Origin of the sequence: Burkholderia sp. BCC1993, assembly GCF_905339865.1 — a bacterium.
In the GTDB taxonomy this organism is placed as follows: Bacteria; Pseudomonadota; Gammaproteobacteria; order Burkholderiales; family Burkholderiaceae; genus Burkholderia.
The window spans coordinates 205,480-226,121 of sequence record NZ_CAJPGZ010000003.1 but is presented as its reverse complement, the minus strand read 5'-3'; the positions used below and the strand labels follow the sequence as shown (position 1 = coordinate 226,121).

Sequence of the window (20,642 nt, the reverse complement as noted above, 5' to 3'; positions counted from 1 at the left end):
TGTTTCGATACTTCACATGACTCGACGGGCGAAAGGCCGCCGCGGTGCTCAAGTGCCACGGGTTTCTCTGGGCGGCGCGGTGCCCAGCGAAACCCTTGGCCAAGCGTCCGCACATGGTTGCCGCATTCTAGCTCACCTTGGGCTAACTCAACATGAACATGACATTTATATCGATCTTTCCACCTTGGATTGACGGTTTTGTGTGGAAATATGGCGATATGAAGTATGAAATGTGTAATGTACTTGACGTACATTCCCTGCTTGACTAGCATGGGCAGGCAGATGGTGATGGCGCGCGCCGTAACGGCACGGTCCGCCAGGAGATTGGGACTGCGTCTCGAGGCCATCGACGAGGCCCGAATTGCGCGGCCATCCATCATCGATTGCGTTCATACATGCCATGGAAGCCACCGAAAGCATCTTCTCGACGCTGAAAGTTGTCGACTTTGCAAGTTACGTCGCGGGACCGGCTGCCACAACGATCCTTTCCGATTTCGGTGCGACCGTCGTCAAGATCGAGCCGCCAGGCGCAGGAGACCCCTATCGTCATTTCTACAAGGCGCCGCCCAATCCGGCCAGCGAATACAACTATCCCTGGCAACTAACTAATCGCAACAAGCAAAGCCTCGCGCTGGATCTCAAGTCACCCGACGCGCGAGATGTGGTCGCCCGTCTGATCAAGTGGGCCGATGTCGCTGTCGTGAATTTCCCTCCGAGCGTCAAGGAGAAACTCGGCCTCACGTATGGGGCGCTCTCAGCGCTCAACGAGCGGCTCGTATATGCCGATATCACCGGATATGGGGCAAGGGGGCCGGAAGCCGACAAGCCAGGGTTCGATGTGACCGCCTACTGGGCTCGCTCCGGGCTAATGGACATCACCCGGGACGGTAACAGTCCACCAGCCGTTCCTGTTCCAGGCATCGGCGATCATGCGGCCGCGTGCACACTCTATTCGGCGATCGTGACGGGTCTGTATCGCCGTGAGAAGACTGGCAAAGGCAGCCACGTCACAACGTCGCTGATTGCCCAGGGAGCGTGGGCGTCCGCGATGTGGGTGGAGGGTGGGTTGAACGGTGCGCGATTCGATCGGGCGCTGAACCGCGAGACTCCGCAGAATGCACTGTTCAATCCGTACCGAACTGCGGACGGCCGCTGGTTGCTGCTTATCCTGCTGCAGGACAAGGATTGGCAGGGGTTCGCGCGAGCCATGCAACTGGCGTTTCTATTGACCGATGCGCGATTCGCCGACGGTGACGCGCGCGCGAAGAATGCCAGTATCCTGGTTGGCATTCTCGATCACGCATTCGCCCAGCATCCGCTCGTGTACTGGAAGGCGCTCTTCGATGAGTGTCGCGTGGTCTACGGTGTCGCGCAGAACATGGAAGAGATCGTCAACGACGAGCAGATGTATGCGAACGACATCTTCGTGCCGCTGGTCGACCCGTGCGGTGATGCCACTCACACGGTCAGTAGTCCATTGCAGATTGCCGGGGTGACGAAAGTCGCACCGCGTAGGGCGCCATATTTGGGTGAGCATAGTCGTAGCGTTCTGCGACAACTCGGTTACGACGACATCGAAATCGACCGACTCATTGCAGGCCAGGCGGTTGCGCAGGGCACGCCCGCGCACTGACCGTTGGGCACTCGCGTGCATCGGTTGTCGCCACGACGTCTCGCTGCCTCCTGGGTGACGCCGCGACTGATTGCGCGACCTTTCGCGTGACGGTCCAGCGAAGACGTCGATCGGGCATGCGAGCTAAGTGTTCAATTGAAATCGTCGTATGCAACCGTGTTTGCGCGCTCGCCTTGAAACGCGGTCATCCTGTCGCATCTTGGTGCCGCGGGGCGCTCATGCTCCTTGCCGAGCTTGCTGCAATAGGCGCCTCGTTCCCCCCCCCCCGTTACTATCTTCACGCCCCGATAATCGGGGCTTTGGCCAGCCAGGCCCGGTATGATTCCCGCCCCCAGTCGCAGTCATGATCCGGGGGGTGTTGTCGCCGGGTCTGGTGGGTGGCTGGTGATCGCTGATAGGGGTTTGGCCGGGATATCCCGACGCCGTCCGTAACGTGGATGCCGAGACTTGCCACCGTTGTTGCAGGCCAACCCGTTCACTCTGCACAAACTGCGATGCAAGACACACAACAACGTGATGCCGTCGATGTCTTCGTCGGCGTCGACGTCGGTAAAGGCCAGCATCACGCCGTCGCACTCGATCGAAACGGCAAGCGTCTGTATAACAAGGCGCTGCCCAACGACGAGGCCAAGCTGCGCGCCCTCATCACCGAACTCAAGACTCACGGTCGACTGCTGTTCGTCGTCGATCAGCCTTCCACCATCGGTGCGCTTCCTGTAGCCGTCGCCCGCGCTGAAGACGTACTCGTCGCCTATCTGCCCGGACTGGCCATGCGCCGCATCGCTGATTTGCACGCCGGCGAAGCCAAGACCGATGCTCGCGACGCCGCCATCATCGCCGAAGCCGCTCGCTCGATGCCGCATACGCTGCGCTCGCTTCGATTGGCCGACGAGCAACTCGCCGAGCTCACCATGCTGTGCGGCTTCGACGATGATCTCGCCGCTCAGGTCACGCAGACCAGCAACCGCATTCGCGGCCTGCTTACTCAAATCCATCCGGCGCTCGAGCGCGTTCTCGGACCGCGCCTCGACCATCCGGCGGTGCTCGATCTGCTTGAGCGCTACCCGTCGCCCGCCGCGCTTGCCGGCGCCAGCGAGAAGACGCTCGCCAATCGCCTGACCAAGCTCGCTCCTCGTATGGGCAAAGGCTTAGCGGTCGAGATCGTTCAGGCACTGAGCGAACAAGCCGTGATCGTGCCCGGCACGCAGGCCGCCACCATCGTCATGCCCCGTTTAGCCCAGCAACTTGCCGCTTTGCGCACGCAGCGTGACGAAATCGCCGCCGAAGTTGAGCGGCTGGTGCTTGCTCACCCTCTTTGGCCGGTCCTGACCAGCATGCCGGGAGTCGGCGTCAGGACCGCCGCCAGACTCCTGACCGAAGTTGCCCATAAGGCCTTCGCTTCGGCCGCTCATCTGGCGGCCTACGCTGGCCTTGCGCCGGTCACACGGCGCTCAGGCTCGTCGATTCGTGGCGAGCACCCATCCAGGCGAGGCAACAAGGTGCTCAAGCGCGCCTTGTTCCTCTCCGCCTTCGCTGCCTTACGGGACCCAGTCTCACGGGCCTATTACTCACGCAAGATCCAGCAAGGCAAACGCCACAACCAAGCGCTCATAGCACTGGCACGGCGACGCTGCGACGTCCTGTTCGCCATGCTGCGTGACGGCACCATTTACCAACCCAAGTCAGCCCCTAACGCTTGACGAAAGACATAGGGGCACCCCCCTTTTTTTTCAGCCTTGATTCCAGACTGCCTATCGCGAAGTCTCCGTTGCGTTTAACTTGGACATCGTCAGTGAAAGTGACATATACATGTCATTAGTTGCTGTGTTTGTGCGGCGCAATATGGGGTGTATCTATGTTTTCGTGGAAATACATGTCAAGTACTTGACATGTATAGGCGGTTGGCTGACTATGTAGTTGTCGCTACTTACTGCTGCCGTGACCGGCTCGACGTGTCGCGGTTGAGGGGAGTGAAGTCGTGCCCGATCTGCGGCGTTGACGTAGCCGCAGGAACGAATGCGCTGCGCGATGCGCGATGCACGATGGTCAAGCGGCCGACAGTTTCTTTGTGACGAGACCAAGAGAGCGAGACATGAGCAACAAATTTGACGTGGGACTGGACAGGAATCCGGCCAACTACCAGGCGATGACGCCGATTATGTTGCTCGACCGCGCGGCCGAGGTTTTTCCTGATCGTACCGCTGTCATCCACAAGAACCGGCGCTATACGTGGCGTGAATATGCGCAACGTTGCCGGAGTCTCGCCCGCAGTCTGATTGGCGCCGGCATCCAGCGCGGCGATACTGTCTCAATTCTTGCCACGAATGTGCCGGCCATGCTCGAAGCGCAGTTCGGCGTGCCGATGTCCGGAGGCGTTCTCAATTGCATCAACATTCGGCTCGATGCGGCCGGCATAGCGTTCATCCTGAAGCATTCGGAAACGCGCCTGTTGTTCGTGGATCAGCCATTCGCAGACGTTGCCCGTGAAGCCATTGCACTGGCGGGAATGCACATCGATGTCATTGATATTCGCGACGACGATGTCCCCGACACGGTGCCGGTCGGCACGATCGAATATGAAGTCTTCCTCACTCATGCTCCGAGTGACGCGCAAGTGCTGTATCCGGACGACGAGTGGGATGCGATTGCACTGAACTACACGTCAGGCACGACAGGTAACCCGAAAGGGGTTGTGTATCACCATCGCGGCGCGTATCTGAATGCACTGAGCACGGTCATCTATGCCGGGCTGAATATCGGAACGCCGGTTTATCTGTGGACTCTGCCGCTCTTTCACTGCAACGGCTGGTGCTATGCATGGGCGCTTGCCGCGGTCGCCGGCACACACGTCTGTCTGCGCAAGGTCGTTGTCGACGACATCTACGACGCACTCGCGAGGCATGGCGTAACGCACTTTTGCGGCGCCCCTGCAGTGCTGAGTTCGCTGGTAGCAGGCAAGCCCGCCGACTGGACCAAACCTGCAACCCCCATTTCGGTCGTTTGCGCCGGCGCATCGCCGCCGGTCGGCGTCATCAAGCAGACGGAGGCACTCGGCTTCAAGGTGATCCACGTGTACGGGATGACCGAGCAGCACGGGGTTAACACGGTATGTGTGCCGCAGGACGAGTGGGCCGACCTGCCGCAAGACGACCGACTTGCCCGTATGGGGCGCCAGGGTGTCCGCACCGCGGTCGCAGGGGAGTTGATCGTCGCCGACCCAAAGACCTGCGAGCCGGTTCCGGCCGATGGGAAGACCATGGGCGAAGTCATGTTCCGTGGCAATCTCGGCATGAAAGGATATCTGAAGAATGCCGAGGCGACCCGGGAAGCTTTTGCGGGAGGATGGTACCGGACCGGGGACCTCGCGGTGAGGCACGTGGACGGCTACATCGAGATTAAGGATCGTTCGAAGGACATCATCATTTCGGGCGGCGAAAACGTGTCCTCCATCGAGGTCGAAGAGGTGCTCAGCACGCATCCCGCGGTGATAGGCGTCGCCGTTGTGGCCGTACCGGACGAGAAATGGGGTGAAGTGCCGTGCGCGATCATCGAATTGCACCCCGATCACGTTGGTCTGATTACGCAGGACGATGTAATCCACTTCTGCCGGGCGAAGCTCCCTGGCTTCAAGACGCCCAAGCACGTGATTTTCGAACCGATCGTGCGGACCGCGACCGGGAAGATCCAGAAGTTTGCGCTTCGCAAGCATGCGGCGGAGGTCATCGTTGCGCGGCAGGTGTGAGCCCGTGAGGCGCCTGCGGCTCGTCAACACTTGGGGAGGGCGGTGTAAACCGGCATGAGCCGGGAAGAAACTCTCGATGCCGAGTTGTTCGCCTCGCTGAGGTTAATCCGCGTCGCAAGCCGCTCCGACCTGCGGCGACGCTCACTGCAGGTATGGCCTGCCTCATCTAACGGCTGTATCGCGACGCGAAGACGATAACAATGTCTCTCGAACTCCGAAAGACACGACGCCTTCGCCGAGTAACGACTATCAACCAAGGAGTATTGGAAATGCGTGGTCTCAAAGACAAAGTCGTCGTCATTACAGGCGCCGCAGGTGGTATCGGCAAAAGTCTCGTGCAGCGCTTCTGCGAAGAAGGCGCTCACGTCGTTGGCCTGGACCTGAGCCAGTCAGGTCTCGACGATCTGAAAAACGGCCTTGAGGAATATTCGGATCGCCTCACCCTGTTGCCGCTGGACATTACCGACCATGCTGCTGTCGTGCGCACGATCCAGCAGGTCCATGGCGACCTGAAGCGGATCGACGCCCTCGTCAACAACGCTGGTTGGGACGTTGCGATGCCATTTTTGGAGACGACCCCTGATTTCTGGAACAAGGTTGTGTCGATCAATCTGATGGGGCCGTTGAATCTTCATCACGCCGTGCTTCCGATCATGGTGGAGCAGGGCGGCGGCAAGATCGTTAACATCGCGTCGGACGCGGGCCGTGTGGGCTCGTCGGGCGAGTCCGTGTACTCGGCATGCAAGGGTGGCATTACGTCGTTTAGCAAGACTGTCGCACGCGAGTGTGCACGCAAGAACGTGCGCGTGAACGTCGTCTGCCCGGGACCGACCGATACGGCGCTGCTGCGCTCCTTCATGGGTGAAGGTGATTTCGGGCAGAAGGTGTACGACGGTCTGCTGCGCGCGATCCCGTTGAAGCGTCTCGGCCAGCCGGCCGACATCCCCGGCATCGTAGCGTTCCTCACGAGCGATGACGCCGATTTCATCACCGGACAGGTCATTTCCGTCTCCGGTGGCTTGACCATGCATGGGTGATTCGAACATGAGCGACTATACCGATATCCTGTACGAAGCCAAGGCGGGCGTCGCCCGCATCACGATTAACCGCCCCGACAAATACAACGCATTTCGTGGCAAGACCTGCGACGAACTCATCGACGCGATTCAACGCGCCGGCTGGGACAAGTCGATCGGCGTGATCGTCCTGACCGGCGTGGGCGAGAAAGCGTTCTGTACCGGTGGCGACCAGTCCGCCCATGACGGTGGCTACGACGGTCGCGGCATCATCGGCCTGCCAGTGGAGGAACTGCAGGGCGTTATTCGCGACGTTCCGAAGCCCGTGATCGCACGCGTGAACGGCTATGCGATCGGCGGCGGAAACGTGCTCGTTACGTGCTGTGACTTGGCGATCGCAGCCGAATCCGCTCAGCTGGGGCAGGTCGGTCCGAAGGTCGGCTCGGTCGATCCCGGCTTCGGGACGGCGTTCCTGGCACGCGTCGTCGGCGAGAAGAAAGCGCGCGAAATCTGGTTCCTGTGCCGCCGCTATACCGCGCAACAAGCGCTCGCGATGGGGCTTGTCAACGCAGTTGTGCCGATGAGCGAACTGGACGCCGAGGTCGACCGCTGGTGCCAGGAAATTCTCCAGCTCAGCCCGACGGCGATTGCGATTGCGAAACGGTCGTTCAATGCGGACTCCGATTCGATTCGCGGGATCGGCGGGCTCGGGATGCAGGCGCTGGCACTGTACTACGGCACCCCCGAATCGCACGAAGGCGTCGCGGCATTCATGGAAAAGCGCAAGCCGCGTTTCCGCCCGGCACCCGACGAAGGCACCGAAGCATGAGCGTCGTACTGGAGCATCACGGCGATATCGCGGTCATCACGCTGAACCGACCGGAGGCGATGAACGCGTTGAACGCCGACATGATCGAGCGGATCGGTGCACTGATCGACGAAGCGGCTGCGTCCGCGCCCCGTGCGTTGCTGTTCAAGGGGGCCGGCGGCAAGGCGTTTTGCGCGGGTGCGGACATCAAGGAATTGCAGGATCGAAGCTCGAGCGCGCATCGCGCCGCCGCGCGGACCGGCCAATGCACGTTCGCAAAGCTCGATCAGTTGCCTTTTCCGTCGCTGGCTGTGATTCAAGGGGTCGCGCTGGGAGGCGGGCTCGAGCTGGCCATGGCCTGCACGTTCCGGATCGCGATGACGGACACCCGGTTCGGTCTCCCTGAGATCAAGCTTGGCCTCATTCCCGGCTACGGGGGTACGCAGCGTCTGCCTGCGCTGGTCGGCAAATCGCGCGCGCTCGAGATGATAGCGAGCGGTCGGCTGATCGGCACGGAGGAGGCGGATCGTATCGGTCTGATCAATCAGGTTGTGGAGGCTGGAGATCCGGTCGAGCTGGGGGCGCGTTTCCTTGATGGATTGGGCACCCGCTTCCCGGCTGCGTTGCGCTTGGCCAAAACGGCGGTGGAGAAGGCGCTGACCGTATCGCTCGAAGACGGTTTGCGACTTGAAGCTGATCTGTTCGTCGCCGCGACTCAGACCTCGGATGCGAGCGAAGGCATGCACGCGTTCCTCGAGAAGCGAAAGCCAACGTTCGTCGGCACCTGACGTGCTGCGCGAGCCGCGCATCCCGCGCGGGTCTGACTGGACGGCCCCGATGTGTTCTCGGGCGCCGTCCGGCCGTCCCCGGGATTTGTCGGTGCCCCGCCTTTGCCGGACCGGCCGCGTGGCATTCACGCGACGCGAGAACATACCGGTTCAACCGGACGACGCACGCTGACGAGTGCGAGATACAGACGAAGTCGCTCTGAGGAGACAATCCATGAACCAATACCTGGCACCGATTCAGGACATTCAGTTTGCGCTGCAGGAACTTGCCGACTTGCACGGCGTTGCTGAACTTCCGGGATACGAGGAAACGACACCCGACGTCGTGAACGCCATTCTCGAAGAAGCCGGCGCATTCGCCGCTGAGGTGATCTCGCCGATCAATCGTACGGGCGACCTCGAAGGTGCCCGTCTCGAGAGCGGCCATCCCAGGATGCCGGCAGGCTGGAAGGAAGCGTACGCTGAGTTCGTCCGTGGTGGATGGAACGGGCTATCGGTTCCCGCTGCGCTGGGCGGACAGAATCTTCCACGTGTCGTGGCGGCCGCCGTGGACGAGATGTGGAACGGTGCCAGCGTTGCATTCGCGTTGCTGCCGATGCTCACGCGCGGTGCGATCAACGTCCTCGAGCATGTTGGATCGGCGCAATTAAAAGAGAAGTTCCTTCCGCGCATGGTAACTGGCGAATGGACGGGCACGATGGTACTCACCGAGCCTCAGGCGGGTTCGGATCTGTCCGCTGTGCGTACGGCGGCGAGACCGATCGGGGACGGCACCTATCGTTTGTCCGGTACCAAGATCTTCATCACGTACGGAGATCATGACCTTGCCGAGAACGTGGTCCATCTGGTACTGGCGCGCGTAGATGGTGCTCTCGCCGGAACCCGGGGGATCTCGTTGTTCGCGGTCCCGAAGCGTCTCGTGAACGAGGACGGCACCCTTGGTGACTTCAACGATGTGAAGTGCGTGTCGCTCGAGCGCAAGCTCGGCCTTCATGCGACGCCGACTTGCGTTCTGGCGTTTGGGGACGATGCCGGCGCCGTGGGTTATCTGGTAGGTGAAGAGAGCCATGGCCTGGAAAACATGTTCATCATGATGAACGGCGCACGGTTCGCGGTCGGCCTGGAAGGTATCGGCCTTGGGGAGCGCGCCTACCAGTTGGCGCGCGATTACGCGCGAGAACGCGTGCAGGGTGTCGAGGCCGGATCCGGTTCCGGCACGAAAGTGCCCATCATTCGGCACCCGGACGTTCGGCGCATGCTAATGAGCATGAAGGCGCGTGTCGAAGCGATGCGGGCACTAAGTCTCGTCATCGCGGCCAGCATGGACAAAGCGGAAACACATCCGGATCGCGCGGAGCGCGTCTCGCACCAGGCGTTCGTCGACTTGATGATGCCGATCGCAAAAGGCTGGTTCACCGAGGCCGGGTTGAATATCGCGTCAATGGGGATTCAGGTTCACGGTGGAACCGGCTTCATCGAAGAGACAGGAGCTGCGCAGTTCTTGCGGGATGCACGGATCACGACGATCTATGAAGGCACGACGGGAATCCAGGCGATGGATCTCGTCGGGCGGAAGATCGGTCGGGACGGTGCGGAGACAATTCGGACGTTGATCCGGTCCATGGAAGACGCTCAAACTGCGCTGGAGACTGCAGACCATGCGGACCTCCGGGCGATCGGCGTGCAGCTTCGTCGGGCCATTGGTGATCTGTCCCGTGCCGTCGATTTCCTGGCCGAGACCTATGCGCAAACGCCCAAACGTGCGCTGGCGGTTTCTGTGCCGTTTCTAGATCTGCTCGGCACCGTGACATGCGGGTGGCAGATGGGGCGTGCTGCCCTGGCTGCTTATCGCCTTCTGCAAGGCAACGCCGAAGCCCCGACTTTCCTTGAAGGCAAGATCGCAACCAGTCGCTTCTTTGCCGAACATGTATTGCCACTCTCGGCAGCGCACAGTCATACGGTCGTTCATGGTGCCGATGCCACTCTGGAAATGGTTGAGGACGCATTCTGATGAGACGTGCGCGGAGTAGGTGCGAATTCTTTGTGCAAGAGGCGTGACGCATTGGTCGGTGCCGTTAATCTGTATGCGTGATGAACCTGCCGATCTGAAAGTCGATTGTTACGAAAAGCTGCGCATTGTTTTCGCGAATTTGAAATGGAATGCGGCAACGGTCTGATCCATTATGACGCTCTTGCGAATCATTGGCCTTGATTTATGACATCCAATGCATCGCATGACGAACGATTGTGAACAGACATTCTGGCTGCCGATTAAGCGGCAGCGCGCCCCCAGAGAGTCGGTCAATCAGCCGGCCGGTAGATCAAGCGTTTGGTGACCACGGAAACAGATTCAGGAGAGAGACGATGGAGATGGAGCGGATTCGCTGCGACCGATTGCGCAGCCGGGTAACGACAGCAGAGGAGGCAGCTGCACTGATCAAAGATGGCATGACCATCGGCATGAGCGGTTTCGGATACGCGGGTGATTGCAAGCGAGTGCCGTTTGCCCTCGCGAAGCGTGCGGCGCGTGAAGCGACGCGGGTGACGCTCATTACTAGTGCCTCACTCGGTCACGATATCGACAAGGTGCTGGCCGACGCGAACGTTACGACCCGACGGGTGCCGTTCCAATCGGACGGGACGCTGCGTCGAAAGATCAATGCCGGGGTCGTGATGTATATCGACCAGCACCTGTCCGAAATGGTCGAGCAGTTGCGCGGAAAATATATGGGCCCGATGGATGTCGCTGTCATTGAGGCAACAGCGATTACCGAAAGTGGCGGCATTGTGCCGACCACATCGGTAGGGGCATCGGCCGATTTCGCGTCGATGGCGAAGCGCGTTATCGTGGAGATCAACCTGAATATGCCGATGGCGTTGGAAGGTCTGCACGACGTGTACGTTCCGATCGATCGGCCACATCGTCTTCCGATTCCGCTGATCGCACCGGAGCAGCGAGTTGGTTTGCCCTTCATCCAGGTCGATCCGGAGAAGATTGCCGCGATCGTCTTCACGCAGGTCAACGATTCGCCGACGACCCTGCTGCCGTCTGACGAGGACACGCAGAATATTGCGCGTCACCTCAACGAATTTCTGATCCGTGAAGTCCGTACAGGCCGCCTCCCACCATCGTTGCAGCCATTGCAAATAGGTGTTGGAACGATTTCCAATGCGGTAATGAATGAAATGGTCGAATCGCCGTTCAGCAATCTTCGGATGTATTCCGAGATCCTGCAGGACAGCACGATCGCCTTGCTTGACTCGGGACGCCTCCAGTTTGCATCGGCATGCGCGATTGCGCTGTCGGAATCGGTCCAGCAGCGTTTCCTTGCCGAGATAGATCGATACAAGTCACGCCTGGTTCTCAGACCACAGGAGATTAGCAACCACCCCGAGGTGATCCGGCGGCTCGGTGTGATTGCGATCAACACGGCACTGGAATGCGACATCTACGGCAATGTGAATTCGACTCACATTGGTGGCACGCACATGATGAATGGCATCGGTGGATCAGGCGATTTTGCGCGTAACGCCCATTTGTCGGTGTTTGTGACCAAGTCGATTGCGAAGGACGGTGATATCTCAAGCATCGTACCGATGGTGTCGCATGTCGATCATACCGAACACGATGTCGACGTCATCGTGACGGAGCATGGCCTTGCTGACCTGCGTGGTCTGGCACCGCGTGAGCGCGCAGTGCAAATCATCGAGCAGTGCGCGGATCCGCTATATCGGGACGCACTTCGCGACTATGTGAAGCGTGCCGGCGCAATGGGCGGGCAAACGCCACATGTCCTCGAAGAGGCGCTGGCCTGGCACGTGCATTATCGTGACGGTCGCACGATGAGAACGATCCTCTCGGAGGATTGCGCGTCGTGACGGAGGCGGGGAAGGAAGGGCATTCCGGCGTCTGAATTCGACTGCACCGTGTCGGCTACCGATAACGCCTATTCATGTCTCATCGGTGCCTTGCCGGAATCAGTTGATCCTTCATTTTTTGCGATTCGTCGAGTGCGAGTGACGAGCTAACATTAAGGGAGATCGCTTCGCGGCGCGCACGGCCAGCAGCACCTGGAAGTCTCGATGGACACACTTCAAAACATGCGCACGTTCGTGCGCGTCGCCGAATCAGGGAGCTTCACTACCGCAGCATTGAGCCTGGACTTCACAATCGCGCATGCCTCGCGTGCGATTTCCGATCTCGAGCGGCGCCTTCGCGTGCGACTCCTGAATCGGACAACGCGTCGCGTTGCGTTGACGGAAGCCGGCGAGCGATACTTTCAACACTGCTTGCAGATTCTCGCGCATGTCGATCAGGCAGAGGCTGAGGTAGGGATGGCGCATGCGCGTCCGTCAGGAAAGCTGCGCGTGCGTGCTCCCGTTGGATTTGGACAGCATTACCTTATCAAGGCGATCGGTGATTATCAGCGTCTATTTCCAGAAGTCCGGATTCAACTGACGCTCGCTCACGGCTCACTGGATTTGATCGATGAAGGCTTTGACATGGCGATCGTCGCTGCCGTGGCGTTGTCTGATTCGGCGTTGATTTCACAGAGGATCGGCGCTGCATTCAGCATTGCGTGTGCAGCACCGGCGTACCTTGATGCCCATGGTATCCCGCGAGATCCAAATGACCTCGTGGAGCATATCTGCGTCCACCTGAACACGCCGGAGTTTCCGATGAACGCCTGGACCTTCGATGGACCCGACAAGCAGAAGTCGGTTCGCCTCCGGCCGGCAATGCTGGAAGTTAATACACCGGAGGTGCTGGCCGCTTGCGTTCGGGAGGGGCTCGGTGTCGGCCTGATTCCGATCTATTCAGCAATTGAAGGATTGCGTAATGGGGAACTGGCTTGGGTGCTCCCGGAATACAAGTCGCAACAGATGGGGTTGTATGCGATGTATCCGTCCCGGCAATATGTCGATGCGAAGATTCGAACCTGGGTCGACTATTTGAAGGGCACAATACCGTCCATCATGGCGGCTGACCAGGAGGCCGCACGCAGCTTTGCACATGATTGATCGATTCCGTCCGGATGAGCTTGGTGAGTAGTGTGCTATAGCGCCACGCCTTCCGTCAAACGCTGGCGGCCGCTTGGAGCGGTCCGTAGCGCGTACCGTGCATCGGCGCACGCCGCCGTGACAAAAGCACGTGGTTGCCGGCCCTCATCGTGCGTGTGCCGTGTCGACAGGGAGTCAGATCGGCAGCGAAGACGTCAGCTTGATCTGCTGAATCGGAATTTCGGTCTTCACACTCTGCACACCCTTGATGCGCGTCAGATGAGCGATCTGAAGCTGGCGGTATGCGTCCAGATCGGCCGCTACAACGCGAAGCAGGAAATCGCAATCACCTGCCATCAGATGGCATTCGACGATCTGGGGGTGTTTTTGTATTTCGGTGGTGAAGTGGTTGACCGTTTTGGCATCTTGACTGGTCAGCCAGATGCGGACAAAGACCGTCAAACCGGCGCCGACCTTCTTTGCGTTGAGGAGCGCGACGTATCGCTCGATGACGCCCGACTCTTCCAGAATGCGCACGCGTCGCAGGCACGGCGAAGGCGACAATCCCACCGCATCGGCCAGTTCGACGTTCTGAATACGTCCGTCCTGCTGCAGCGTCCGAAGAATGCTGCGATCGATTTCGTCTAGATTTTCCATGTTCTGTCTGTCTCGTCATCGTTTGTGGCATCCGATGCCAACGATATTAACGCAGCGTGTTTTGAATTCCAAACGTTATCGATAATAAGGCATAAACGCAACCAAACGTTATTTTTTTTGGGGTAGAGTATCAACTCCAATGAATGGCGGGGTTATCCCGCTGCAAACGAAGGAGCGGACAGAGATGAACACCACCGGCATGCAGGCATTCCAGTTCGAACCCAACCCCAGCCCGATCGAGGCCGACCAGCGCGCTGCATTGCTCGAGAACCCCGGTTTCGGGCGGGTGTTCACGGACCACATGGCGACGATCCGGTATTCGGAAGAGCATGGCTGGCACGACGCGAAGATCGGTCCGCGTGGTCCGTTCAGCCTGGACCCGGCAACGCTGGTGCTTCACTACGCGCAAGAGATCTTCGAAGGCATGAAGGCCTATCGATTGCCTGACGGCGGTGCCACGCTGTTTCGTCCCGACGCGAACGCCCGACGCTTTCGCAATTCCGCCGAACGCCTTGCTATGCCATTGCTGCCCGAGGCGCTGTTCGTCGAATCTGTTCGCGAACTCGTTCGCGTCGACAAGGAATGGATCCCTTCGACCGAGGGCTCGGCGCTCTATCTCCGCCCGTTCATGATCGCAACCGAGGCCGTGCTTGGAATGAAGCCGTCTCCCGAATATCTCTACTGCGTCGTGGCGACGCCTGTCGGCGGGTACTTCAAGGGCGGCGCGTCGGCTGTCACGCTCTGGGTGTCGGAGAACTACACGCGGGCCGCGCCTGGCGGCACCGGCGATGCGAAATGTGGCGGGAACTATGCGGCGAGCCTGGCCGCGCAGGCGGAAGCCATTCGCGAAGGGTGTGACCAGGTGGTGTTCCTCGATGCGGTCGAGCGGCGCTGGATCGAGGAGCTCGGCGGCATGAACGTGTTCTTCGTGTTCGACGACGGCTCGATCCAGACGCCGCCGCTGACCGGCACGATCCTTCCGGGCATCACGCGTGCGTCGCTGATCACGCTTGCTCGGGATCTGGGCATTACCGTGTGCGAGGAGCCGTATGCAATCGACCAGTGGCAGGCTGACGCGAAGAGCGGGCGCGTCGTGGAGGCGTTTGCATGCGGAACGGCGGCTGTCGTCACGTCGATCGGCAAGGTGAAAGGGCGCAGCCACGAGTTCACGATCGGGGACGGCACGGGTGGCCCGGTCACTGCACGTCTCAAAGCTGCATTGCTCGACATTCAGAACGGCCGTGCGGCGGATCACCACAACTGGCTCAATCGCCTGTTCTGAACGATGCGTTGCATGTGCCGCGCGGCATGCCAGACCCCTTCGTGATGATGCCTGGATCCGGGCATCGTCGCTGCGGAAAGCGAAGCGATCGACCTCGCTGGACGTAACGTGATGGTCGGTCGATCGCACGCCACCGCGCACCGGCCTGCAGCCGGATCGTGAATTGACGCGCTCCCTCGAGTGCGTGGATGTGCCGCGCATGGGGCACGGTTTCGGGTCATGGCACCGGCCTGCAACGCGAGACCTTCATCCGGCAGGTTTGCGTCCTGGTGACGGGCGTTGGGCGCCCGACACGGTTTCGGCGAGATGACGTGGCGGCCGATGAGGATAACGAGTGCCGGGATGCGGGCGACCGACGCCCGCGCATGTCCTGAGACTTCGGATCGTTCGGATTGCAGTCGGCACGCTCGTTTTGGCAAATACACAGTAGCGCTGGATTCCCCTCCGTAGCGACGGTTTCGGCGAGCATGCACCTGCTCGCCGTCTCGTTGCGATATTTCATTTTGAACCTATCATGAAGCCTTCTTTCTCTTTCTATCCTGTTGCTGTCGCGACTGCGTTGGCCATTTGCGGCTCCTACGCGCAAGCGGAAATCGTGAAGATCGCCATCGCTGGTCCGATGAGCGGTTCGGTCGCCCAATACGGCGACATGGTGAAGGCCGGCGCGTTGACCGCGATCGAGCAGATCAACGCAGCAGGCGGTGCGGGCGGCAACAAGTTCGAAGTCATGTTGATGGACGACGCATGCGAGCCGAAGCAGGCCGTCGCCGTCGCCAACAAGATCGTCAGCCAGAAGATCAAGTACGTGATCGGACATCTTTGCTCGGGTGCGACGATCCCCGCGTCCGACATCTACGAGAACGAAGGCATCGTGATGGTCACGCCGTCGGCCACCGCGCCGCAACTGACCGAAGGCAAGAAGCGCCACTTCATCTTCCGCACGATCGGCCGCGACGACCAGCAAGGCCCGGCCGCCGCGCACTACATCATCAACAACGTGAAGCCGAAGAAGGTCGCCGTCCTGCACGACAAGCAGTCGTACGGTCAGGGCATCGCGTCGTCGGTGAAGAAGGACCTCGAAGCCGCGAAGATCCCGGTCGTGCTGTTCGAAGGCATCAATGCCGGCGATTCGGACTACTCGGCGATCATCACGAAGCTGAAGTCGCAAGGCGTCGATTTCGTCTACTTCGGCGGCTACCACCCGGAAATGGGCCTGCTGATGCGCCAAGCGCGCGAGCAGGGCGTGAAGGCCACGTTCATGGGGCCTGAAGGCGTGGGCAACAAGGACGTGACGGCGATCGCCGGCCCGGCTTCGGAAGGCATGCTCGTCACGCTGCCGGCCGACTTCTCGGCCGACCCGGCCAACGCGGCGCTCGTGAAGGCGTTCGCGGACAAGAAGCGCGACCCGAACGGCCCGTTCCAGATGCCGTCGTACGCAGCGGTGAAGATCATCGCCGACGCGATCGCCGGTGCGAAGACGACCGACCCGACCAAGGTCGCCGCGTACATGCACAAGACGACGTTCGACACGCCGATCGGCAAGGTCGCGTATGACGCACAGGGCGACCTGAAGGTGTTCAAGTTCGTCGTGTACACGTGGCACAAGAACGCGACCAAGACCGTCGCCGCGAACTGATCGCCATCTTCGCTCGCCCGCCCCGCCCGCGTACCGGGCGGGGCGCTTCGCATCGTTGCCGTGATCGAGTGCCCTTGCGGCCGACCAGAGCGACCTCCATGACTGACTTCTTTCCGCAATTCGCCCAGCAGCTGGTCAACGGCCTGACGCTGGGCGCGATCTATGCGCTGATCGCCATCGGCTATTCGATGGTCTACGGCATCATCGGCATGATCAACTTCGCCCACGGCGAGATCTACATGATCGGCGCGTACGTGGGCCTCGTGACCCTGACCGCCATCGGCATCTCCGCCGGCTATCCGCTGCCGCTCGTGCTCGGCGCCGCACTGATCGTATCGGTGATCGTCACCGGCCTGTACGGCTTCGCGGTCGAGCGCGTCGCGTATCGGCCGCTGCGCGGCGGCCCGCGCCTCGTGCCGCTGATCTCCGCGATCGGCATGTCGATCTTCCTGCAGAACTACGTGCAGATCGGCCAGGGCGCGCGCGACGTGTCCGTGCCCGTGCTGATCTCCGGCGCATTCGACATCCATCTCGGCGGCGACTTCGACGTGACCATTCCGTATTCGCGCCTGATGATCGTCTGCGTGACGGTCGTGCTGATGATCGCGCTCACGCTGTTCATCGGGCATTCGCGGATGGGCCGCGCGTGCCGCGCGTGCGCCGAGGACATGAAGATGGCGAACCTGCTCGGCATCGACACGAACCGCGTGATCTCGTTCACGTTCGTGCTCGGCGCGATGCTGGCCGCCGTCGGCGGCGTGCTGATCGGGTTGACGATCGGCAAGCTGAATCCGTATATCGGCTTCGTCGCGGGCATCAAGGCGTTTACCGCCGCGGTGCTCGGCGGGATCGGCAGCATCCCGGGCGCGATGCTCGGCGGCGTGCTGCTCGGCCTGGCCGAAACCTTCGCCGCGGGCTACATGCCGGCCGAGTACAAGGACGTCGTCGCGTTCGGCCTGCTCGTGCTGATCCTGCTCTTCCGCCCGACCGGCCTGCTCGGCAAGTCGGACATCGAAAAGGTCTAAGGGAGACGCAGATGAGTACAGTCATTTCCGTTCGCCGCCCGGCCGCCGACGCTTCGTTCGGCCAGGCGCTGAAGAATGCCACGGCCGCCGCGTTCCTGACGGCGATCCTCACGATCCCGGTGCTCGGGCTGCAATTGAAGCTCGACGGCTATCAGGTCGTGCTCACGCCGCACTGGCGGCCGGTATGGATCGCGGTCGCGGCCGTGTTCCTGTTCCAGTTGTTCAAGCCGTGGCTCGTGCGCGCGAAATCGGCGGTGAAGCTGCCGGCGATGCCCGCGATGGGCGCGCAGCAGCAGCGCGTGGTCGTGTGGGTGCTGCTCGCGGTCGGGCTCGTGTGGCCGTTCTTCGGTTCGCGCGGCGCGGTGGATGTCGCGACGCTCGCGCTGATCTACGTGATCCTCGGCCTCGGGCTGAACATCGTGGTCGGTTTCGCGGGCCTGCTCGATCTCGGTTACGTCGGGTTCTACGCGGTCGGCGGCTATACGTACGCGATGCTGAACCAGTACTTCGGGCTGTCGTTCTGGGAGTGCCTGCCGCTCGCCGCGATCGCGGCGGCGACGTTCGGCTTCCTGCTCGGCTTCCCGGTGCTGCGGCTGCGCGGAGACTATCTCGCGATCGTCACGCTCGGCTTCGGCGAAATCATTCGCCTGCTCGCGAACAACCTGACGAGCCTCACCGGCGGCCCGGACGGCATCTCGGGCATCGCGAAGCCGACGGTGTTCGGTTTCGAGATGGCGCGCTCGGCGAGCGTCGAAGGCGCGAAGACTTTCCATGAACTGATCGGGCTGGAATACAGCGGCGAGCACATGGTGATCTTCCTGTACCTGATCGCGCTGCTGCTGGTGGGCTTCACGCTGTTCGTCACGAGCCGCCTGATCCGCATGCCGATGGGCCGTGCGTGGGAAGCGCTGCGCGACGACGAGATCGCATGCCGTTCGCTGGGTCTCAACCCGACGCGCATCAAGCTGTCGGCGTTCACGCTCGGCGCGTCGTTCGCGGGCCTCGGCGGCGCGTTCTTCGCGGCACGCCAGGGCCTCGTGAACCCTGAATCGTTCACCTTCATCGAATCGGCGCTGATTCTCGCGATCGTCGTGCTCGGCGGGATGGGCTCGCAGCTCGGCGTGATTCTCGCGGCGATCCTGCTGACCGTGCTGCCGGAAGTCGCGCGCGGCTTCGCCGAGTACCGGATGCTGATCTTCGGTCTCGTGATGGTGTTGATGATGATGTGGCGTCCGCAGGGCCTGCTGCCCGCGAGCCGTCCCCACGTGGAGCTGCCGCAATGAGCGCGAATGCAGAACTGTTGAAGGTCGCCGGGCTGCAGATGCGCTTCGGCGGGTTGCTCGCGGTGGACGGCATCGATTTCGACGTGCGCCGCGATGAAGTGTTCGCGATCATCGGGCCGAACGGCGCAGGCAAGACCACGGTGTTCAACTGCGTCGGCGGTTTCTACAAGCCGACCGGCGGCGACGTCGTGCTCGACGGCCATCCGATCGCGGGGCTGCCGAGCCACAAGATCGCCTTGAAGGGCCTCGTGCGGACGTTCCAGAACATCCGCCTGTTCAAGTCGCTGACCGTCGTCGAGAACCTGCTCGTCGCGCAGCATCGCAAGGTGAAGGCAGGGCTGCTGCCCGGCCTGTTCTCGACGCCCGCGTATCGCCGCGCCGAGAAGGAAGCGCTCGAACGCGCGGCCGTGTGGCTCGAACGGATGGGGCTGAAGTCGGTCGCCAACCGGCAAGCCGGCACGCTGTCGTACGGGCACCAGCGGCGTCTGGAGATCGCGCGCTGCATGATCACCGAGCCGCGTCTGCTGATGCTCGACGAGCCGGCGGCCGGTCTCAATCCGCAGGAGAAGATCGAGCTGCAGCACCTGATCGACAAGCTGCGCCGCGAGTTCGGCGTGTCGGTGCTGCTGATCGAACACGACATGAGCCTCGTGATGGGCGTGTCGGACCGCATCCTCGTGATGGAGCACGGCCGGCCGATCGTGATCGGCACGCCGGAAGCGGTTCGCAACGACCCGCGCGTGATCAAGGCGTATCTGGGGGAAGAGTGATGCTGAAGCTGGAACAGATCCATACGCACTACGGCGCGGTCGAAGCGCTCGCGGGCGTGTCGATCGAGGTGAAGAAGGGCGAGATCGTCACGCTGATCGGCAGCAACGGCGCCGGCAAGACGACGCTGATGATGACGGTGTGCGGCACGCCGCGCGCATCGTCGGGCCGCGTGCTGTTCGAGGGCAATGACATCACCGCGATGTCGACGCACCAGATCATGCGCAAGGGGATGGCGATCTCGCCGGAAGGGCGGCGCGTGTTCCCGAGCCTGACGGTGCTCGAGAACCTGAAGATGGGCGGCTTCTTCGCGAGCCGTCACGAGATCGACGACGGCATCGAGCACGTGTTCAAGCTATTTCCGCGCCTGAAGGAGCGTGCGACGCAGCGGGCCGGCACGATGTCGGGCGGCGAGCAGCAGATGCTGGCCATCGGCCGTGCGCTGATGAGCAAGCCGCGTTTGCTGCTGCTCGACGAGCCGACGCTTGGTCTTGCACCGCTCGTGATTGCACAGATCTTCGACATCATCCGGACGATCCGCGACGAAGGCGTCACGGTGTTCCTGGTCGAGCAGAACGCGAACAAGGCGCTGGGCGTGGCCGATCGCGGTTACGTGCTTGAAACGGGACGTGTGGTGCTTGCCGATACGGGCGTGAACCTGCTGGCGAACGACCGGATCAAGCAGGCGTATCTCGGCGGTTGACGTATGACGCCGCCGGCCTGCAACGGGCCGGCGGAGCATAGCTGAGCTGCTGTCTCCTACTTGCACGTGCGACACGAATCGGGAAGGGGCGATACAGGTCAAACGAATCGTCCCGACGTCGATCCTCAAGCGATCGACGGCGCACAGCGCTTCCACGCGCAGACATTCGGTCTCGATTTCGGCGAAGCGCCTGAACCTGATCGCGCGTCAGTGATCCGAAACGACGGCTTCGCACCGATTCCCCACACACAACACCCGTCCCTTCTCGGTCTGATCTTCGGCCCGTGCACTGCAACGGCA

At 61.3% G+C, this 20,642-nt stretch carries 16 protein-coding genes; 15 read left to right on the top strand and 1 reads right to left on the bottom strand.

Going from position 1 to position 20,642, the window contains the following annotated elements; translation table 11 throughout:
* The first annotated feature begins 400 nt into the window (after nt 1-400).
* The 9 genes from U4Y91_RS06075 (at nt 401) to U4Y91_RS06035 (ending at nt 13,009) form a co-directional block, all read left to right on the top strand.
* On the top strand, nt 401-1,633 hold the full coding sequence (locus U4Y91_RS06075; protein WP_321804093.1) for a CoA transferase: 1,233 nt from the start codon (nt 401-403) through the stop codon (nt 1,631-1,633).
* A 494-nt stretch (nt 1,634-2,127) separates the two neighbouring features.
* Entirely contained in the window at nt 2,128-3,333 is a 1,206-nt protein-coding gene (locus tag U4Y91_RS06070; RefSeq protein ID WP_321804092.1) for an IS110 family transposase, read from the top strand.
* A 392-nt stretch (nt 3,334-3,725) separates the two neighbouring features.
* Nucleotides 3,726-5,375, top strand: coding sequence for an AMP-binding protein (locus U4Y91_RS06065; protein WP_321804091.1), 1,650 nt, complete (start codon nt 3,726-3,728; stop codon nt 5,373-5,375).
* A gap of 269 nt (nt 5,376-5,644) precedes the next feature.
* The gene (locus U4Y91_RS06060) at nt 5,645-6,412 is read left to right on the top strand and encodes an SDR family oxidoreductase (RefSeq protein ID WP_321804089.1); all 768 of its coding nucleotides are present in this window, start codon (nt 5,645-5,647) and stop codon (nt 6,410-6,412) included.
* Between the two features lie 7 nt (nt 6,413-6,419).
* Entirely contained in the window at nt 6,420-7,220 is an 801-nt protein-coding gene (locus U4Y91_RS06055; protein WP_321804088.1) for an enoyl-CoA hydratase-related protein, read from the top strand.
* Complete coding sequence (locus U4Y91_RS06050) at nt 7,217-7,987, top strand: enoyl-CoA hydratase/isomerase family protein (RefSeq protein WP_321804086.1); 771 nt, start codon at nt 7,217-7,219, stop codon at nt 7,985-7,987. The genes U4Y91_RS06055 and U4Y91_RS06050 overlap by 4 nt, the downstream gene beginning before the upstream one ends.
* A 214-nt stretch (nt 7,988-8,201) precedes the next feature.
* On the top strand, nt 8,202-9,998 hold the full coding sequence (locus U4Y91_RS06045; protein ID WP_321804085.1) for an acyl-CoA dehydrogenase: 1,797 nt from the start codon (nt 8,202-8,204) through the stop codon (nt 9,996-9,998).
* Between the two features lie 353 nt (nt 9,999-10,351).
* Nucleotides 10,352-11,866, top strand: a complete 1,515-nt coding sequence (locus U4Y91_RS06040; protein WP_321804084.1) for an acetyl-CoA hydrolase/transferase family protein — start codon at nt 10,352-10,354, stop codon at nt 11,864-11,866.
* A 204-nt stretch (nt 11,867-12,070) separates the two neighbouring features.
* A complete protein-coding gene (locus tag U4Y91_RS06035; RefSeq protein ID WP_321804083.1) occupies nt 12,071-13,009 on the top strand; it encodes a LysR family transcriptional regulator in 939 nt (312 codons plus the stop codon).
* A gap of 174 nt (nt 13,010-13,183) precedes the next feature.
* Here the strand turns inward: U4Y91_RS06035 and U4Y91_RS06030 are convergent, their stop codons facing one another.
* A complete protein-coding gene (locus tag U4Y91_RS06030) occupies nt 13,184-13,645 on the bottom strand; it encodes an Lrp/AsnC family transcriptional regulator (RefSeq protein WP_321804082.1) in 462 nt (153 codons plus the stop codon).
* Between the two features lie 184 nt (nt 13,646-13,829).
* On the opposite strand from U4Y91_RS06030, the gene U4Y91_RS06025 reads away from it, so the two are divergent.
* From U4Y91_RS06025 to U4Y91_RS06000, 6 genes are all read left to right on the top strand, one after another.
* Nucleotides 13,830-14,927 carry a branched-chain amino acid aminotransferase gene (locus U4Y91_RS06025; RefSeq protein ID WP_321804080.1) on the top strand — a complete coding sequence of 366 codons (1,098 nt, stop codon included), beginning with the start codon at nt 13,830-13,832 and terminating at the stop codon, nt 14,925-14,927.
* Nucleotides 14,928-15,441: 514 nt separating this feature from the next.
* Nucleotides 15,442-16,563: a branched-chain amino acid ABC transporter substrate-binding protein gene (locus U4Y91_RS06020; protein ID WP_321804078.1), complete on the top strand. Its 1,122-nt coding sequence runs from the start codon at nt 15,442-15,444 to the stop codon at nt 16,561-16,563.
* 98 nt (nt 16,564-16,661) lie between these two features.
* Complete coding sequence (gene livH, locus U4Y91_RS06015) at nt 16,662-17,588, top strand: high-affinity branched-chain amino acid ABC transporter permease LivH (protein ID WP_069748923.1); 927 nt, start codon at nt 16,662-16,664, stop codon at nt 17,586-17,588.
* Nucleotides 17,589-17,599: 11 nt separating this feature from the next.
* Nucleotides 17,600-18,871 (top strand): high-affinity branched-chain amino acid ABC transporter permease LivM, encoded by a 1,272-nt coding sequence (locus tag U4Y91_RS06010; protein WP_321804076.1) that lies wholly within the window; start codon nt 17,600-17,602, stop codon nt 18,869-18,871.
* A complete protein-coding gene (gene livG / locus U4Y91_RS06005; protein WP_321804074.1) occupies nt 18,868-19,641 on the top strand; it encodes a high-affinity branched-chain amino acid ABC transporter ATP-binding protein LivG in 774 nt (257 codons plus the stop codon). The genes U4Y91_RS06010 and livG overlap by 4 nt, the downstream gene beginning before the upstream one ends.
* Nucleotides 19,641-20,342 carry an ABC transporter ATP-binding protein gene (locus tag U4Y91_RS06000; protein WP_321804073.1) on the top strand — a complete coding sequence of 234 codons (702 nt, stop codon included), beginning with the start codon at nt 19,641-19,643 and terminating at the stop codon, nt 20,340-20,342. The genes livG and U4Y91_RS06000 overlap by 1 nt, the downstream gene beginning before the upstream one ends.
* Nucleotides 20,343-20,642 lie beyond the last annotated feature (300 nt).

Coding starts and splice junctions, on each gene's coding strand:
- U4Y91_RS06075 (WP_321804093.1), top strand. CDS start 401: ATGGAAGCCACCGAAAGCATCTTCTCGACGCTGAAAGTTGTCGACTTT.
- U4Y91_RS06070 (WP_321804092.1), top strand. CDS start 2,128: ATGCAAGACACACAACAACGTGATGCCGTCGATGTCTTCGTCGGCGTC.
- U4Y91_RS06065 (WP_321804091.1), top strand. CDS start 3,726: ATGAGCAACAAATTTGACGTGGGACTGGACAGGAATCCGGCCAACTAC.
- U4Y91_RS06060 (WP_321804089.1), top strand. CDS start 5,645: ATGCGTGGTCTCAAAGACAAAGTCGTCGTCATTACAGGCGCCGCAGGT.
- U4Y91_RS06055 (WP_321804088.1), top strand. CDS start 6,420: ATGAGCGACTATACCGATATCCTGTACGAAGCCAAGGCGGGCGTCGCC.
- U4Y91_RS06050 (WP_321804086.1), top strand. CDS start 7,217: ATGAGCGTCGTACTGGAGCATCACGGCGATATCGCGGTCATCACGCTG.
- U4Y91_RS06045 (WP_321804085.1), top strand. CDS start 8,202: ATGAACCAATACCTGGCACCGATTCAGGACATTCAGTTTGCGCTGCAG.
- U4Y91_RS06040 (WP_321804084.1), top strand. CDS start 10,352: ATGGAGATGGAGCGGATTCGCTGCGACCGATTGCGCAGCCGGGTAACG.
- U4Y91_RS06035 (WP_321804083.1), top strand. CDS start 12,071: ATGGACACACTTCAAAACATGCGCACGTTCGTGCGCGTCGCCGAATCA.
- U4Y91_RS06030 (WP_321804082.1), bottom strand. CDS start 13,645: ATGGAAAATCTAGACGAAATCGATCGCAGCATTCTTCGGACGCTGCAG.
- U4Y91_RS06025 (WP_321804080.1), top strand. CDS start 13,830: ATGAACACCACCGGCATGCAGGCATTCCAGTTCGAACCCAACCCCAGC.
- U4Y91_RS06020 (WP_321804078.1), top strand. CDS start 15,442: ATGAAGCCTTCTTTCTCTTTCTATCCTGTTGCTGTCGCGACTGCGTTG.
- livH (WP_069748923.1), top strand. CDS start 16,662: ATGACTGACTTCTTTCCGCAATTCGCCCAGCAGCTGGTCAACGGCCTG.
- U4Y91_RS06010 (WP_321804076.1), top strand. CDS start 17,600: ATGAGTACAGTCATTTCCGTTCGCCGCCCGGCCGCCGACGCTTCGTTC.
- livG (WP_321804074.1), top strand. CDS start 18,868: ATGAGCGCGAATGCAGAACTGTTGAAGGTCGCCGGGCTGCAGATGCGC.
- U4Y91_RS06000 (WP_321804073.1), top strand. CDS start 19,641: ATGCTGAAGCTGGAACAGATCCATACGCACTACGGCGCGGTCGAAGCG.